Origin of the sequence: Sphingomonas sp. TX0543 (assembly GCF_048565505.1) — a bacterium.
Classification (GTDB): Bacteria; Pseudomonadota; Alphaproteobacteria; order Sphingomonadales; family Sphingomonadaceae; genus Sphingomonas.
Genome location: NZ_JBLZUS010000003.1, coordinates 16,176 through 31,858 on the forward strand (window position 1 = coordinate 16,176; position 15,683 = coordinate 31,858).

At 62.8% G+C, this 15,683-nt stretch carries 20 protein-coding genes and 3 pseudogenes; 13 read left to right on the forward strand and 10 right to left on the reverse strand.

From position 1 onward, the window contains the following. Positions 1-109: 109 nt before the first annotated feature. From ACM61V_RS17710 to ACM61V_RS17735, 6 genes are read right to left on the reverse strand one after another with little or no spacing between them, the layout of a single operon-like run. On the reverse strand, positions 110-493 hold the full coding sequence (locus ACM61V_RS17710) for a rhodanese-like domain-containing protein (protein ID WP_419714287.1): 384 nt from the start codon (positions 491-493) through the stop codon (positions 110-112). Positions 494-530: 37 nt separating this feature from the next. Further along, positions 531-1,280, reverse strand: a complete 750-nt coding sequence (locus ACM61V_RS17715; protein WP_419714288.1) for an MBL fold metallo-hydrolase — start codon at positions 1,278-1,280, stop codon at positions 531-533. Positions 1,281-1,299: 19 nt separating this feature from the next. Beyond that, the gene (locus ACM61V_RS17720) at positions 1,300-2,079 is read right to left on the reverse strand and encodes a sulfite exporter TauE/SafE family protein (protein WP_419714289.1); all 780 of its coding nucleotides are present in this window, start codon (positions 2,077-2,079) and stop codon (positions 1,300-1,302) included. After that, the gene (locus ACM61V_RS17725) at positions 2,076-2,519 is read right to left on the reverse strand and encodes a DUF6691 family protein (RefSeq protein WP_004213266.1); all 444 of its coding nucleotides are present in this window, start codon (positions 2,517-2,519) and stop codon (positions 2,076-2,078) included. Before ACM61V_RS17725 ends, ACM61V_RS17720 begins: the two co-directional genes overlap by 4 nt. Positions 2,520-2,522: 3 nt before the next feature. Further along, the gene (locus tag ACM61V_RS17730; RefSeq protein WP_004213265.1) at positions 2,523-2,948 is read right to left on the reverse strand and encodes a YeeE/YedE family protein; all 426 of its coding nucleotides are present in this window, start codon (positions 2,946-2,948) and stop codon (positions 2,523-2,525) included. A gap of 2 nt (positions 2,949-2,950) precedes the next feature. Beyond that, a complete protein-coding gene (locus tag ACM61V_RS17735) occupies positions 2,951-3,298 on the reverse strand; it encodes a metalloregulator ArsR/SmtB family transcription factor (RefSeq protein ID WP_419714290.1) in 348 nt (115 codons plus the stop codon). Between the two features lie 69 nt (positions 3,299-3,367). Here ACM61V_RS17735 and ACM61V_RS17740 point away from each other — a divergent pair, with 69 nt between their 5' ends. From ACM61V_RS17740 to ACM61V_RS17755, 4 genes and pseudogenes are all read left to right on the forward strand, one after another. Then, the gene (locus tag ACM61V_RS17740) at positions 3,368-3,517 is read left to right on the forward strand and encodes a hypothetical protein (RefSeq protein WP_419714291.1); all 150 of its coding nucleotides are present in this window, start codon (positions 3,368-3,370) and stop codon (positions 3,515-3,517) included. Positions 3,518-3,625: 108 nt separating this feature from the next. After that, a pseudogene (locus ACM61V_RS17745) lies at positions 3,626-4,009 on the forward strand (multicopper oxidase domain-containing protein); the annotation flags it as partial. Between the two features lie 45 nt (positions 4,010-4,054). Further along, the gene (locus ACM61V_RS17750) at positions 4,055-4,990 is read left to right on the forward strand and encodes a multicopper oxidase family protein (protein ID WP_419714570.1); all 936 of its coding nucleotides are present in this window, start codon (positions 4,055-4,057) and stop codon (positions 4,988-4,990) included. A gap of 173 nt (positions 4,991-5,163) precedes the next feature. Continuing rightward, entirely contained in the window at positions 5,164-5,601 is a 438-nt protein-coding gene (locus tag ACM61V_RS17755; RefSeq protein WP_419714292.1) for a DsrE family protein, read from the forward strand. A gap of 144 nt (positions 5,602-5,745) precedes the next feature. Here the strand turns inward: ACM61V_RS17755 and ACM61V_RS17760 are convergent, their stop codons facing one another. The 4 genes from ACM61V_RS17760 to ACM61V_RS17775 form a co-directional block, all read right to left on the reverse strand. Beyond that, positions 5,746-5,967, reverse strand: coding sequence for a GDCCVxC domain-containing (seleno)protein (locus ACM61V_RS17760; RefSeq protein ID WP_419714293.1), 222 nt, complete (start codon positions 5,965-5,967; stop codon positions 5,746-5,748). Continuing rightward, a complete protein-coding gene (locus tag ACM61V_RS17765) occupies positions 5,967-6,383 on the reverse strand; it encodes a hypothetical protein (RefSeq protein WP_419714294.1) in 417 nt (138 codons plus the stop codon). The genes ACM61V_RS17760 and ACM61V_RS17765 overlap by 1 nt, the downstream gene beginning before the upstream one ends. A gap of 297 nt (positions 6,384-6,680) precedes the next feature. Beyond that, positions 6,681-6,941: a nucleotidyltransferase family protein gene (locus ACM61V_RS17770; protein ID WP_419714295.1), complete on the reverse strand. Its 261-nt coding sequence runs from the start codon at positions 6,939-6,941 to the stop codon at positions 6,681-6,683. Further along, entirely contained in the window at positions 6,925-7,236 is a 312-nt protein-coding gene (locus ACM61V_RS17775; RefSeq protein WP_419714296.1) for a nucleotidyltransferase family protein, read from the reverse strand. Before ACM61V_RS17775 ends, ACM61V_RS17770 begins: the two co-directional genes overlap by 17 nt. Before the next feature lie 240 nt (positions 7,237-7,476). Here ACM61V_RS17775 and ACM61V_RS17780 point away from each other — a divergent pair, with 240 nt between their 5' ends. The 9 genes and pseudogenes from ACM61V_RS17780 (at position 7,477) to arsH (ending at position 15,591) form a co-directional block, all read left to right on the forward strand. Further along, positions 7,477-8,094 carry a recombinase family protein gene (locus ACM61V_RS17780; protein WP_419714297.1) on the forward strand — a complete coding sequence of 206 codons (618 nt, stop codon included), beginning with the start codon at positions 7,477-7,479 and terminating at the stop codon, positions 8,092-8,094. A gap of 8 nt (positions 8,095-8,102) precedes the next feature. Then, positions 8,103-11,108: pseudogene (locus tag ACM61V_RS17785) on the forward strand (Tn3 family transposase). 22 nt (positions 11,109-11,130) lie between these two features. Beyond that, a pseudogene (locus ACM61V_RS17790) lies at positions 11,131-11,355 on the forward strand (MerR family transcriptional regulator); the annotation flags it as partial. 27 nt (positions 11,356-11,382) lie between these two features. Further along, the gene (locus ACM61V_RS17795) at positions 11,383-11,523 is read left to right on the forward strand and encodes a hypothetical protein (RefSeq protein WP_419714298.1); all 141 of its coding nucleotides are present in this window, start codon (positions 11,383-11,385) and stop codon (positions 11,521-11,523) included. A gap of 677 nt (positions 11,524-12,200) precedes the next feature. After that, positions 12,201-12,533 (forward strand): ArsR/SmtB family transcription factor, encoded by a 333-nt coding sequence (locus tag ACM61V_RS17800; protein ID WP_419714299.1) that lies wholly within the window; start codon positions 12,201-12,203, stop codon positions 12,531-12,533. 11 nt (positions 12,534-12,544) lie between these two features. Then, positions 12,545-13,069 (forward strand): arsenate reductase ArsC, encoded by a 525-nt coding sequence (locus tag ACM61V_RS17805; protein WP_419714300.1) that lies wholly within the window; start codon positions 12,545-12,547, stop codon positions 13,067-13,069. Next, positions 13,069-13,497, forward strand: coding sequence for an arsenate reductase (glutaredoxin) (gene arsC, locus ACM61V_RS17810; protein ID WP_419714301.1), 429 nt, complete (start codon positions 13,069-13,071; stop codon positions 13,495-13,497). Before ACM61V_RS17805 ends, arsC begins: the two co-directional genes overlap by 1 nt. Then, positions 13,497-14,783, forward strand: coding sequence for an arsenic transporter (locus ACM61V_RS17815; protein WP_419714302.1), 1,287 nt, complete (start codon positions 13,497-13,499; stop codon positions 14,781-14,783). Before arsC ends, ACM61V_RS17815 begins: the two co-directional genes overlap by 1 nt. Positions 14,784-14,844: 61 nt before the next feature. Continuing rightward, positions 14,845-15,591 carry an arsenical resistance protein ArsH gene (gene arsH / locus ACM61V_RS17820; RefSeq protein WP_419714303.1) on the forward strand — a complete coding sequence of 249 codons (747 nt, stop codon included), beginning with the start codon at positions 14,845-14,847 and terminating at the stop codon, positions 15,589-15,591. Positions 15,592-15,683: the final 92 nt, after the last annotated feature.

The following is a 15,683-nucleotide window of genomic DNA, read 5'->3' on the forward strand; positions in this document are numbered from 1 at the left end:
AGGAGACGAACCTGCCCGATCGGAGCACCTAGATGCTCTCGCCACGGATGATATAGCTTCAGAGATCGTCTCCTGCCTGCGAGGATTGGTGCTCGAGCGCGCCATCGGGCTATTCCGGTGCGATTGAAGCACCAGCATCCTTGAGCGCCGCAAACCCGCCGGGCACGTGGACGACATTCTCCACGCCCATCTCCTTGAGTGATTTCGCGGCAAGTGCTGAGCGGGCGCCGGACCCACAATAGAGCACCAAGCGCGATGCGGCAGCGAGCTTGGCAATGTGGGTGGGGCTCTCCGGATCGACCTGGAATTCCAGAAGGCCACGTGGGACGTTTACCGCACCAGCCACCAGCCCCGATTTCGCGACTTCCCCCGGCTCGCGGATGTCAACGAACTGGACCTCGGGATTGCCGACGAGCCTGGCGGCATCCTCAGGCGCGATAGTTTCGACGAGGGCATTGGCTTCGGAAACCAGCTCTTTTGAGGTACGCGTCATCACTCTTCTCCTGTCAACTGATCGTTTTTCCAGGCTTTCAGCCCTGTTGGGATTTACCGCCTATCTGGCGTAGCCGTTCCGGCAGGTCTGTCGGGCAATCACCGCAAAGCTTGTTCGCCGGAACGGCAACGTCGATCTTCTTCGGGTAGGGAAGATCGAGAGCATCCATGATCGCGACAAATTCCTGAACGGTCTTGCCGGCAAGGCGCGGGTTGCGCTCGCGCTCCTGCGCCACTGTCGTGATGTGGCGATGATTATAGTCGTGAGCCGGGAAGATCAGACCGTCGCCCGGCAGAGTGAAAATCTTCTGCGTGACCGAGTGATAGAGCGTGGCGGCGTCACCGTTCTGGAAATCGGTGCGGCCACAGCCGTCGATCAGCAGCGCGTCGCCGGTGAAGGCGCGAAGGCCATCGGGCTGATCAACCAGGTAGGTATGGTGGGCATCGGTGTGCCCCGGCGTAAACAAGGGCTGAAGCTTGAGCGCGCCGACAGTCAGAGGCTGGTCCTCGGCGACGCCGACGTCGGCACAGGGAAGGCCGTCCATGGCGGGGTACGCGATCTTGGAGCCGGTCAGGCTACGCAGATAGCAGGCCGATGTGACATGGTCCGCATGCACATGCGTCTCCAACGTATAGGCCAGTTCGAGTTCCAGTTCCTGAAGCGCGGCAAGGTCGCGTTCGATCCTTTCGAGGACAGGATCGATCAGGACGGCTTTACGCGTCTCCGGGCAACCGAGGAGATAGGTGTAGGTCGAGGACTCGGATTCAAACAACTGACGAAAGATCATGATCGGTCTCCAATGGTGCCTAGCCGCCGATCCCGCCCACGCTGCGGAACAGCATGTAGGCGGCCACAGCCAGCAGGACGAAAGCGAAGATGCGGGTGAGCAAGCCCTTATGATCGGCGAGCCGGATGGCGGTTTGCATGCCGGCGACGCCGCCAGCGACCCCGCCAGCGATGAAGAAGCCGGCCACGCGCCAATCCACGAGTCCTGACAGGGCATAGTTGAGGGCTGTCGCCGATCCGAACGTTCCCACCGAAAACAGCGACGATCCGACCGCGTTGAGGATGGGCATGCCGCTGCCGAGCATGATGCCGGGCACAATCAGGAAGCCGCCGCCGATGCCGAAGAACCCTGACAGGAGGCCGGCGAGAAGGCCGATCGCCACGAGCCGCACAGCGATGGGGCGCGTGATCCGCACGCCCGGGTCGCCGCCGCCGGATTTGCCGCGCAGCATGGAAACCCCCACCACGATCATCACGCCTGCGAACAGCACCAGGAGATGCTGACCCGCCACCATCTTGCCCAGGGTGGAGCCGATCAGGGCGCCTATGACGCCCGATGCCCCGAAGACGAGGGCGCAGGGCCACTTCACGGTTCCGGCCCGGGCGTGCTGGATCAGGTTGGCGAAGGCATTGGCGGCCACCGCCAGCGCGCTCGTGCCGATCGCGACGTGCGGGTCCTTCATGCCCACGACATACAGCAGCAACGGCAGGGCAAGGATCGAGCCGCCGCCGCCGATCACCCCGAGGGTAAAGCCGACGACGACACCGGATATGAGCGTGAGGATGTCGACCGGCGTCATGGGTTTGCCCCGGGCCTGGCTGCGCGATAACGTTCCTGAAGGGCGAAGACGCCCATGCCCGCCAGCATCGCCACGACGAACACCAGCGCCGCCGGCGCTCCGAGGCTCAGGGCGACCAGGGCCGGACCAGGGCAGTAGCCGACGAGGCCCCATCCGACGCCGAACAAAGCCGCGCCCGAGAGAAGCTTCTTGTCCAGGGACCGGGACGATGGCCCATTGAACGCCGGTGCGAAAAGCGGAGCATCGCGCCTTCGGCCGAGTGCAAATCCCAACGCTGAAACCATGACGGCCGAGGCCAGCACCAAGGCAAGGCTCGGGTCCCACGACGGCGCGGCGACATCAAGAAACGCCAGAACCTTGCTGGGGGCTATCATGGCGGAGACGATCAGGCCGAAGCCGAAAATGAGCCCCGAGGCGAGCGCGATGAGCAGCTTCCTCATTGCTCAGAGTCCGATGACGTGTCGGGCGACGTACACAGTCGCGGCCGCTGTGATGAGGAAGACGCCTGTCGCGGCGAGCGAGCGGGGCGAGAGCCTCGCTATTCCGCAGACGCCATGCCCGCTGGTGCAACCACTCCCGAGCCGAGTCCCAAATCCCACCAGAAGGCCGGCTGCGATCACGACGGCGACTGGGGCCGGCGACGTGAGGTCCGGTAGCAGGCCGCCCGCCGCCCGGTAGAGCAAGGGCGCGGCGAGCAGGCCGACCAGGAATGTTGCGCGCCAGGCCATCTCGCCGCGGACAGGCGCAAGCACCCCGCCGACGATGCCGCTGATTCCAGCGATGCGCCCATTGGCGATCCACAGGAAGGAAGCCGAGAGGCCGATTAGCGCGCCGCCCACGATGGCCGAGAATGGGGTGAAACCCTCCATCGTCAGGATTCTCTGCTCTCAGCTTCGTCACCGGCGCAAAAGAGTGCGTAGAGTTCCGTCAGGATCGGCAGCACGCGCTCGGACGTGATGCGGTAGAATATCGTCGTTCTTTCGCGCCGCGTCCCGACCAGGCCCTCATCGCGCAGCATGCCCAGATGTCGGGACAAATTGGACTGGGTCAGCCCGAGGCGTTCGCCGAGTTCGGTGACGGACAGCTCCCCGCCGAGCAGGCTGCACAGAATCATCAGGCGGTGCCGGCTCGCCAGCGAACGGAGGAACGCCTCAGCTTCGCCGGCCCTTTCCCCCAAAAGCTCCGGAGACATTTCAACGAGAAAGGGTGGCACGGTCACTCCATACATCCTATATGCGCCATATATGATGGATAGGCGTTCAATCAAGCGCCAGCTTAGGAGGTTCCCGTGCGCTACGATTTCGCCAGACTATCGCGGCATCCTTCGAGGAAAGTGGCCGTGCGAAGCTTTGAGGTGCTGGAGCGCGAGCAACCAATGCTGACCGACAAGGCTGCTGGTGTCGCTTCCGAGCTGCGCTGCATGCTGGGCCCGATTTAGATGCTCGATCGACGTTCGCTGTTGGCCGGCGGGGCGGCATTGTTCGCCACCGCCGCTTGCTCGCGCTCCACGCCGGCGAGCGACAGTGGTGGTGCAAACCTCCTCCCGATGCCGCCGCTGTTGGACGCGCAGCCTGGTCGCTCATTCGCGCTACAGGTCCAGTCCGGAACGACTTCATTTTATCCAGGGCGTCCGAGCGACACACTCGGGTATAATGGTAGCTATCTCGGGCCGACGATCAGAGTTCGTCGTGGCGACGACGTGGCGGCTGCCGTGACCAACGGGCTCGACACGGACACCACTGTGCACTGGCACGGGCTTTTGATCCCCGGCGAGTTGGATGGCGGCCCCCATCAGATCATCGCGCCGGGCGCGACTTGGCGACCCACGCTTCCGATCCGGCAGCCGGCAGCGACCCTTCTCTATCACTCACACGTCCATGGGTTGACGGCAGAGCAAGTCTATTCGGGTCTGGCGGGGGCGTTGCTGGTAACCGACGATGAAGAGCAAGGCCTGGGCCTCCCGTCAGAATATGGCGTGGACGATCTGCCGCTGCTCATCCAGGATCGTCAGTTTGAAAATGGTCGCCTTGTCCTGCCAGGCGGCATGATGGTCGCCATGCAGGGCCGGCGCGGCGATACGATCCTGGTGAACGGCGCAGTGAACCCGCTGGCGGCGGTGCCAAATAGGTTGGTCCGCCTGCGGCTCGTCAACGCATCGAACGCCCGGATTTATGAGCTGTCGTTTTCCGATCGACGAAGCTTTCATTGGATCGGAACCGAAGGCGGGCTGCTCGAACGGGCAGTAGCATTGGAGGCCATAACTTTGGCGCCGGGCCAGCGCGCCGAGCTTCTCGTGGACTTCACGGACGGCAGACCCGCCTCGCTGGTCACGGCGGCTGATACTAACAGCTCGATGATGGGCGGCATGGGCAGAATGGGGCGTGGCGCCGGAAGGACCGATGCCGCCGCACCAGCGACCGTGCTGCGGTTTGAACCACGGCCGTCGGGACAGGCTCGTGCCAGCGGCGTCGTGCCGACCCTTCTGGCATCACGAACTCGGCCCGACGCCAGCAAGGCGGTGCGCCGTCGCCGTCTGATCCTCAACATGGGCATGGGCGGCATGATGGGCTCAGGAAGCGGCGGTGGCGGCCTGACGATCAATGGCAAGCCATTCGACATGAATCGCATCGATGAGATGGTGAAGCTAGGCTCCACTGAAATATGGGAGGTGTCTGGCGAGATGATGCGCCACCCGATCCATATTCACGGCGTCCACTTTGATGTTCTCACCCGTGGCGGCGGGAAGCCCGATGTTGTCGACCAGGGGCCGCGCGATACGGTCCTCGTCAAGGAGCCGGTGGAGCTTCTCATCCGATTTGATCAGCCGGCAAAAAGCGCTCCCTTCATGTATCACTGCCACATCCTTGAGCATGAGGATAATGGAATGATGGGCCAGTTCAGCGTTGCGTAGGCGGAGGTTCTCATTTCTGCGGAGTTTCGGCGTCGCCGTTTAACAGGAGAGCAACGTTGTCGAAAAGAGCTTTTGCCGCATTTTTACTTGCGGCAACGATGCTAACGGGCCGCGCCTCGCTAGCTGCACAGGATAATCGGGTTTATCCCGTGATTCCCGGATACGGCGGGATCGTGGCCGTGCCCCGTGCTGCCGAGCGCCCTGATCCCAAGCTTCGCTACCGTGTCCTGTTCAATGTCACCAAGGCCGCAAGCTCTCCTGACAGAGTGAATCCCAGCCTTGAGAAGGTCGCGCGCTTCGTGAACCTGCTTGGCGCGGACAATGTCCACCCTGCTCCTGGTGACATCGCCGTCATCATTCATGGTCCCGCGACCCCGCTCATCCTGCAGAACGCCCCATATGCGGCGCGCATGAAGGTAGCGACAAACCCGAATGCCGCGCTGATCGCGGCGCTTCAGAAAGCTGGTGTTTCGGTCCGCGTATGCAGTCAGGCCATGGTTGGAAATAATATCACCCCGAGCGAGGTGACGCCGGGCGTCGCTATCGACGATTCAGCGCTCACAACCTTGGCGAATTTCCAGATTCGGGGCTACGCGCTCATCCCGGATTGAAGGTGCGATGCGGCCCGCCCAAGCTGCAATGCTTGGCGGTGACAGCGGAGTGGCGCGTTGGATCAAGAAGTCATAGCGGTCGCATTGAGGTGATCGCCGGCATCCACGGCACCGTGATCGCGACGACGCCGAAGCGCCATCGCCTCACCCGCAGCAGCTCGCCACGGTCCCGTTTGCCTTCGCCTCCTGAATCGGAGGACATGGAACATCGCCGAACGAGCAGAACACGCAGCAGTCGCCGGGCAGGGGCCGCAGCACCGCCGCGCAATGCCGGCAATCATAGAAGAACTGACAGGCGTTGGTGGGCATCGTCTCGCTCGCAACCCCGCCGCACTTAGGACAGGTCAGAGTGGAGGTGAGCTGCATCAGGAAAGCGCCTTCATCAGTGGCGCTTCCAGGCGGCCCCATATCAGCACGACCAGCGTCAGCGCCGTGCCGATCGCGAGCACGATCGGGGTAGCGCGAGAAGGCAGCGGTAAGGTGCAGGAGCGATCCACGGCGCAGGCTCTTCGACGCCGCGCATAGGACCACCACCCGGCAGCCAGCCCCAGAATCGAGAGCGCTGTCAGCGGCCAGCGCAGCGGCATCAGCGCGGCGAACGCGCTGGACAGGCCCGCCCCCATGCCGAGCGCCGCAAGCGCGAGCGGCAGGACGCAGCAGGACGCCGCAGCTAGGACCGCACCGAAGCTCGCCAGCGCGCCGAGGGCGGATAACCCCGCATCGGCGCGGCGTGGTGACGCGGGAGCGCCCAGGGTTTCGTGTGGTATGGTCCTTTGCGTCATCGGGTCGTCTCCGGCAGAAAAATTCGCTATGCCTCCTGTAGCGGCTACAGGAGCAAGAGATTTCATGCGGGACGAGCAAAGTATCGCGATCGGCGAGCTGTCGCGCCGGACCGGGGTGAACATCGAGACCATCCGTTATTTGGGGTTTGAGTAGCAACGGAACAGAAAACCTACATAGGCCTGCCACCGGTTAATCACGGCGTCAGACATCACTCGGAACGGGGACACGTAGCTGGTTTTCGGACAGTCCGATTTCAAAATACCCGCAAATTTGTGGCGTTACAGACATCCGCGCAATCAGTTCATGATAGTTAGCCACGGCCATCGTGACCTGTAGCTTTCCGCCTTTTGCTGGAATAGATCGGGCCTTGGATTGAGGGGGTTTATGCGCAGCTCACCGGAAGCGAGGTCAGCAAGGCCATTCGGCAGGTACAGGTCGCCACCCTGTACATCGATCCCGACGCAAGTGCAGGAAATGAGATAGCGGTCAATTCCGTCACGGGTAGAGTTGAGCGAGGGATAATCGCCCCCGAAGCGTTCCCTATACCAGAGATGCACGCGCGCTTGATTTTTTTATCTCGACTGAGATTGGAAGATCAGCAGTTGCCTCGGCGATGCGACGAATCGCCTGATCCTCAGCATCCCAAGATAGGTCTCGATCGTCAAAATAGAAAACGTCGTAGTCTTTTATGCCCCACGACGGATCTCGTCCCGAAAGCTGATTCCAGACGGTCTGAAACAGGCATCCCGCAGTTAAGTAGCAGTCGCGCAACCCCATCACTTGGAGACGGCGAAGCAGTTCCTCGTTGAACGGATTTTTGAGCACGTACGCGTGAAATTCTTCGTCGGTCATGCTGTGATCTTAGCACGCGCCTGACCGGTTCTAGCAATCTTCCGATTGGTCACGAGCAGCAGCTTTTAGGCGCAGCGCTGCTGGCTCCCTGGGTCCAACAAACCCCGGTTTGATACGAGCCACCCCGACGATCATGAGCGTGCCGCTTTAAGGCCCATAATCTCACATCTACCCGTCCAGAAACCTGTGGCCGATAAACCCATCCGCCGATAGATTGATGGGATAGGGAGACGGACGTCGATGCTGATCGGGTATATGCGGGTATCGACGGGCGAGCAGAATCTCGATCTGCAGCGTGATGCGCTGGATCGTGCCGGATGCGACAGGATCTTCGACGACGTGTGTTCGGGCCGTGCGACGGAGCGGGCCGGACTCGACAAGGCGATCGATATCATGCGTGACGGCGACACGCTCGTCGTCTGGAAGCTCGATCGGATCGGACGGTCACTGCCCCACGTCGTCGGGCTGGTCGGCGATTTGCAGAAGCGCGGCGTCGGACTGAAGGTGCTGACTGGCGATATCGATACGACGACCGTCACGGGTCGACTGGTGTTCGGCATCTTCGCGACCCTTGCCGAATTCGAGCGCGACCTGATCCATGAGCGCACGATGGCGGGGCTCGCTGCTGCCAGGGCGCGTGGGCGGTCGGGTGGTCGGCCACGGATCATGACGAAGCAGAAGCTGAAGGCGGCAATGGCCATGATGGCGGACCGCGACAACGCCGCGCGAGACGTCGCTGTCCAGCTCGGCATGTCGGTATCGACGCTCTACGCGTATGTCGATGCAGAGGGGCGGCCGCGGGAGCGCGCCAGCGAACTGCTGGGTAAGCGTCGGGCACGGTCCAAGGTAGCGGCATAGCCTGAGCAGTGCCGGTCGGCTTTCTCTCGGACGACCAAGCACTGCGCTATGGTTCCTTCGTCGGCGATCCGACATCGGAACAGCTCGCGCGTCACTTCCATCTCGACGACGCGGACCAGGCATTCATCAGTGCGCATCGCGGCGATCACAACCGGCTCGGCGTGGCGGTGCAGCTTGGCTCTTTGCGGTTGCTCGGCACCTTTCTCGAGGATCCGGCACTGACACCGGCATCGGTCACACGGTTTGTCGGCAGCCAGCTGGCGATCGACGGAACGGTCGAACTGATGGCGCGATATTGCGCAACCAAGGGGAGATGGCGGCACGGTCCGCGCATCCGCGAGCATTATGGCTATCGGGGTCTTTTCCGATCCCGGCGTCGCGTTTCGACTGCACCGTTTCATATATGCCCTGTGCTGGACGGGCACCGATCGACCTTCGGCCCTGTTCGATGCAGCAGCGACATGGCTGATCGAATCCAAGGTGATGTTGCCGGGCCTTTCCGTTCTCGAGCGGGATATCGCACGGGTCCGCACCCGGGTTGCCGGGCACGTTCATCGCCGCCTGGTCGCCAAGCTGACGCCAGAGCAACGCGCCCGGCTCGATATACTCGTCGCTGTTCCGAGGGACGGACGACAAAGCCCGCTCGACCGGCTGCGTGACGGACCATATCTACAAAGCGGCCCTGAGATCAGCCGGGCGATCGACCGATTGACCGAAATCCGCTCGTTCACCGCTGACCTGCCCGAGCTCGACCGCGTGCCGCCTGGCAAGGCGGCCGCGTTGGCGCGATTTGCCGGTGCCGCGAGAGCTCAGGCGGTGGCTCGGCTTCCCGACGATCGGCGAGCGGCCACTTTAATTGCCTTCATCCGCACGCTCGAAGCATCCGCCGGCGACGATGTCATCGACCTGTTCGACGCCGTGTCGACCAGAATGTTCTCCAACGCGCGTATCAATGCCAAGGAAGCGCGGATGCGCTCGCTACGCGATCTAGACGCGGCATCACTCCGGCTTCGTGATGCCGGTGCTGTGCTGCTCGATGACAGTATCAGCGACACGGAGGTGCGCGCGGCCGTGTTTGCATTGGTCGATCGGGCAGCACTGACCAACGCCGTCGCCCAGGTGAACCTGCTCGCCCGGCCGACCGACGAGAGCTACTTTGTCGAATTGCGTCAGCAGATGGCACGATGCGCTATCTGCCGAAAATGCTTGCAGGGCTCGATCTCGCAGCGGCGCCCGCAGGGCAGCCGTTGCTGGACGCGGTCGATCATCTGCGAAGGGTTCACCGGGGCGAAAAGCGCAGGGGACCGGTGCCGACCGCGTTCGTCCCCAAGGCCTGGGGCCGTCAGTTGAAGACCGATGACGGCACGTTCGATCTTACCGGATATCGGCTTTGCACGCTCGACCGGCTGCGCCGCGCCATTCGTCGCCGCGACGTCTTTCCCGTTCGCTCGCTTCGCTATGCCGACCCACGCAAAGGCCTGCTGACGGGAACCGCCTGGGAAGCGGCGCGACCGATGGTGTGCCGCACGGTCGGCGTGGCGGTCGCCGGCGACGAGGAAATCGCCAAACTGTCCGCGCGCCTGGATCTCGCCTATCGCCAGACAGCCGCGCGTGTTCCGGATAATGATGCCGTGACCATCACCAGGACGGCGAGCGGCGCAGACCTGTCGTTCGAGCCACTCGACAAGATCGACGAACCCCTCAGCCTCACCGATCTTCACAAGGCGATCGATGCACGGCTGCCGCAGCTGGACCTTCCCGAACTGATCCTGGAGATGCACGCGCGAACCGGGTTCGGGGCGGCGTTCACGCATGCCAGCGAAGGTAACGCCCGCGCCGGGGATATAGCGACGACGATCTGCGCCGTACTTGTCGCCGAGGCGACCAATACCGGGTTCGAGCCGCTCCTACGTCCCGAGATGCCCGCGCTACGCCGGTCTCGATTGAGCTGGGTGAAGCAAAACTTCATGCGCGCCGAGACACTGACCACCGCCAACGCGCTGCTGGTCGCCGCGCATAACAGGATACCGCTGACCCGCGCCTGGGGCGGCGGCGAGGTCGCCTCGGCCGATGGGCTGCGGTTCACCGTGCCGGTCCGCACGATCCACGCCGGCCCGAACCCACGCTATTTCGGGCGCGAACGCGGCGTCACCTGGTACAACCTGGTTTCCGACCGCTTTTCCGGGCTGAATGCCGTGACGGTCCCCGGCACATTGCGTGACAGTCTTCATCTGCTGGCGGTCGTGCTGGACCAGGAAACCGAATTGCGGCCGATCGAGATCATGACCGATACGGCCGGCTACACCGACACGATATTCGGAATATTCCACTTGCTCGGGCTCCAGTTCTCGCCGCGTATCGCTGACATAGCCGGGGCACGGTTCTGGCGTGTCGATGGCAAGGCCGATTATGGCGTGCTGGACGATCTCGCGGCAAACAGGATCAATATCAAGCTGATCGTCGAGCATTGGGACGATCTCCTGCGCCTCGCCGGATCACTGAAGCTCGGCGTCGTGAGGGCGATCGGACTCACCCGTGTCCTTCAGACCAACGATCGTCCGACCAGGCTTGCACGCGCGCTTCAGGAACTTGGCCGTCTCATCAAGTCGCTCTATATGCTGCGGTTCATCGACGACGAAGCCTACCGGCGTCGTATCCTCGTCCAGCTCAACCGCGGCGAGAGCCGCCACCAGCTTGCTCGCACCATCTTCCACGGCAAGCGCGGCGAACTGCGCCAGCGTTATCGCGATGGACAGGAGGATCAACTTGGCGCGCTCGGGCTGGTCGTCAATCTGATCGTGCTCTGGAACACGATTTACATCGATGCCGCGGTCAACCAGCTCCGTGCGGAAGGCCATGTCATCCTGGACGAAGACGTAGCCCGCCTTTCGCCGCTCGGTTTCCGGCACATCAACATGCTCGGCCGCTACGCCTTTACTATCCCCGACATGGTCGCGCGCGGCGAGCTTCGGCCGCTCCGCGATCCCGGCACCACGGGCATCGACGACGCGTGAGGTCGCGCCCTATGTAGGTTTTCTGTTCCGTTGCTACTCAACCCCCTATTTCGAGCGCGTCGGCGTTCTCGCGACACCACCGCGCACGAGCGGCGGGCGGCGAGTATATGGAGCCGATCACGTTCGCGCCCTTGGATTTATTCGGCGCGCGCGCGAACTCGGCTTCACCCCGGCCGAGGTGCGCGCGATCCTGTCACTTGGCGCTCACGCGCAGGCATCATGCGACGAGGTTCGCGAGATTGCAGCCCATCATCTAGAGCGGGTTCGAGCGAAGATGGCGGACCTAGCGCAACTCGCCAATCTGCTCGCCACGACCATCGACCGTTGTGAGGGCGACGGGGCGGCGAGTTGCGCCGTGCTCGATTTACTGGACCAGCATACAACTGCGCAGGTGTCACAACCGGGTCGGTTTTGAAACCATTTACGCGTGCCGCCCCTTCGAAGGGTTGGGTGAACCAAAATCCCGATGCAAAATGCGCCTCGCTTCTGACACGGCCGAAACGCGTGGGTGCCGGGACGCGTCAAAACGAACCGGGCTGTTGAAAAAGTTAGATAGCGTGCCTGCCGACCTGTCTCGAAAGGATTGTTGATCGGGGATGGTTGCGGCGGGGTATCCTCCTAGCCCTGCCGACTGACACTGAGAGAAGGCGAAGCTGCTTGCCGAAGAGGTAGAGAATGACGGCGTGGCGGACGCGCCGCCTAGCCGGAACTGATCGCTGCGGATGGTGCGCGTCGCATCCGCGGGATGGGGGACGATCTGCTGGAAGGGCTGCCAATGGGGGGGCGGGCGCCCGTAGCCGATCCGCTGAAGATGGTGGGCGGCCTTGGCCTAATCGGCGAAACTGAGATGGGTTTGGTATTGGGCGGAAGCATCCGCCCTGATATCAAGAAGGCGGCCCCTCGATACCAGAGGCTACAGCGGGATGGCCATGTGAATATCGATATATGCGCGTGCGCATTAGGATTCAATGAAAAATTGAAACTGGCTCAACCTCGGCGTGTCACCCTAGCCGCGCTCCGCCCAAGCGGATCTTCTACGGCGACGCTCCGGTCACGGTAGCCAGCTATCAATATATCGTCTATGCTGGATATATGGATAGCGAATCGGCAATTTCCGCCTTGGGTGCACTGGCACAAGGAACGCGCCTCGATGTGTTCCGGCTGCTGGTGAAGTACGGACCGGATGGTCTTGCTGCCGGCGAAATCGCCCGCCAACTCGACGTGCCGCAAAACACAATGTCAGCGCATCTCGGCATCCTTGCTCGCGCCGGTATCGTGCGATCCGAACGGCATAGCCGCTCGATCATTTATCGCGCCGATCTCGACGCGCTGCGGTCCCTTACCTTGTTCCTGGTCAAAGATTGCTGCGGCGGTCGAGCGGAGCTGTGCGCCCCGCTCGTCGCCGAATTGGTGCCCTGCTGCTGATGGAGTCTGCCATGTCCGATCGCACGTTCAACGTCCTATTCCTGTGCACGGGCAATTCCGCCCGCTCAATTCTCGCCGAAAGCGCGCTTACGAAGCGTGGGGGCCAGTTCCGCGCCTTCTCGGCGGGGAGCTATCCCAAGGGAGCAGTGAACTCTGACGCCCTCGCGCTCCTCGCGGATATTGAATACCCGATTGAAGGGCTGCGCTCGAAAAGCTGGGATGAGTTTGCGGTGCCTGGCGCGCCTGTCATGGATTTCGTTTTTACCGTCTGCGACGATGCTGCCGGCGAGGCATGCCCGGTTTGGCTGGGGCATCCGGTTACGGCTCATTGGGGGATCGAAGACCCCTCTTCGGTGCAAGGCAGCGATATGGAACGTCGGCGCGCATTCGTCACGGCGCTGCGATACCTCGAAAACCGGATCGCGCTGTTTGCGGCCCTGCCGATCGAGAAGCTGGAAGCCTCCGCGCTGCGCGCCAAGGTGCGCGAGATAGGGCAGGGGGAAGGCGCATCCTCACCCCGTTCGGACGTCGCGTGATGGCAACCGATATCGTCATCTATCACAACCCCGAATGCGGAACGTCGCGCAACACCCTCGGTCTGATCCGAAATGCCGGCATTGAGCCGCATGTAATCGAATATCTGAAAACCCCACCTTCGCGCCCGCTGCTAGTCGAGTTGATCGATCGCGCCGGCATTACACCCCGCGAGCTGTTGCGCGAGAGGGGGACACCCTATGCGGAGCTTGGTCTCGGCGACACGTCGCTTTCTGACGACGCGCTGGTGGATGCGATGATGGCGCACCCGATCCTCATCAACCGGCCCTTGGTCGTCTCGCCGCTAGGCGTGAAGCTCTGCCGCCCTTCCGAAGCCGTGCTCGATCTGCTTCCAAGCGACCAACTCGGCGCGTTCGCGAAGGAAGACGGGCAACAGGTAGTTGATGATTCGGGTGAGCGCGTCGCCTGATGCTCCTTGCCGTACTGATCTTCGTCGCGACGATCGCGCTCGTCATTTGGCAACCCAAGGGCCTTGGCATCGGATGGAGCGCAATGGGCGGGGCTGTCGTGGCGTTGCTCGCGGGCGTCGTTACGCTGTCCGACGTGCCGGTGGTGTGGGGCATCGTCTGGAACGCGACAGCCGCGTTCGTCGCGATTATCGTCATAAGCCTGCTGCTCGATGAGGCCGGGTTCTTTGAATGGGCGGCGCTGCATGTCGCCCGCTGGGGCAGGGGGCATGGTCGTCGGCTGTTCGTCCTGATCGTTCTGCTGGGCGCGGCGGTGTCTGCGTTGTTCGCCAATGATGGCGCTGCGCTGATTCTGACGCCAATCGTCATTGCCATGCTGCGGGCGCTGGGTTTCAAGGACGAGGCAACGCTGGCGTTCGTCATGGCGGCGGGGTTCATCGCCGATACGGCCAGCCTGCCGCTCGTCGTCTCGAACCTCGTCAACATCGTGTCGGCCGACTTCTTCAAGATCGGCTTCGGCGAATATGCGTCCGTGATGGTGCCGGTCGATCTGGTGTCGATCGCCGCCACGCTGGGCGCGCTGCTGTTATTCTTCCAGCGCGACATTCCGCAAGCCTATGACGTGGCGGCGCTGCGCGCGCCCCGTGAAGCGATCCGTGACGCCGCGACCTTCCGTGCCGGGTGGATCGTCCTCGCGTTGCTGCTTGCTGGTTTCTTCCTGCTTGAACCGCTTGGCGTGCCGGTCAGCGCCGTTGCCGCTGCCGGCGCGATCCTGCTGCTGGTGATCGCGGGCCGTGGCCGCGTGATCCAGACCGGCAAGGTGCTGCGCGGTGCGCCGTGGCAGGTCGTGATCTTCTCCCTCGGCATGTACCTTGTCGTCTATGGCCTGCGGAATGCTGGCCTGACTGACCATCTGGCGGCGCTGCTCGATCGCACCGCACAAGGGGGCGTGTGGGGAGCGGCCCTGGGAACAGGCGTCATCGCGGCTGTCCTGTCTTCCGTGATGAACAACATGCCGACGGTGCTGGTGGGGGCGTTGTCGATCGACGCCACGCACGCCACGGGCGCGGTCAAGGAAGCCATGATCTACGCGAACGTGATCGGCTGCGATCTCGGCCCCAAGCTGACGCCGATCGGTTCACTCGCGACGCTTTTGTGGCTCCACGTTCTCGGCCAGAAGGGCATTCGGATCGGATGGGGGTATTACTTCCGTGTCGGGGTTACGATCACGGTGCCGGTGCTGCTCGTCACGCTCGCCGCGCTTGCCATCAGGATCAGCATTGCATGACAGGATTGCTCCTTACCGCGCTATGCCCGGCCTCGGGCCGCTATCTCGTGAAAGCGCCCTGATGCCGCTCCGTTACCTTCCCGAGCCCGACAATCTGCCCGCCCTTGATCGGCGCTATGCGATCCAACGGCCCGCACTCGGCCTCGGTGCGGGTGATCCGGCGCCGCGAATCCTGCTGCTCTACGGCTCCCTGCGCGAGCGATCATTCTCACGGCTGTGCGTCGAGGAAGCGGCCCGCCTGCTGCAATTCTTCGGGTGCGAGACGCGCATTTTCGACCCTTCCACGCTGCCGTTGCCCGATCAACATGCCGGCGATGATCATCCGGCTGTTCACGAGCTACGCGAACTGTCGATGTGGTCAGAAGGGCATGTATGGTGCAGCCCCGAACGTCATGGCCAGATTACCGGGATCATGAAGCTGCAAGTCGATCACCTTCCACTGTCGATGGGCGGGATGCGCCCGACCCAAGGGCGCACGCTCGCGGTAATGCAGGTGTCGGCCGGGTCGCAGTCATTCAACAGCGTTAACACGCTGCGCGTTCTCGGCCGCTGGATGCGGATGGTGACGATCCCAAATCAGTCGAGTGTCGCCAAGGCGTTCAACGAGTTTGACGACGCCGGTCGCATGAAGCCCTCCAGCTATTACGACCGGATCGTAGACGTGACGGAGGAATTGGTGCGGTTCACGGTGCTGCTGCGCCCGCACAGCGCTCAGCTCGTCGATCGCTACTCGGAACGCAAGGATGCCGGCGTGCTCATCAATACGGCAACCGATCTGTCGAGTATCGCCACTGCTCCCCAGCAATAGCGTCTGGCCCGCGTCGTCTGGGAATGCGCCGATCGATGTTTGCTTGGCTTCAATCGGGGGAGAGGTTAGCGCCAGGAGGACAGGGCCACATA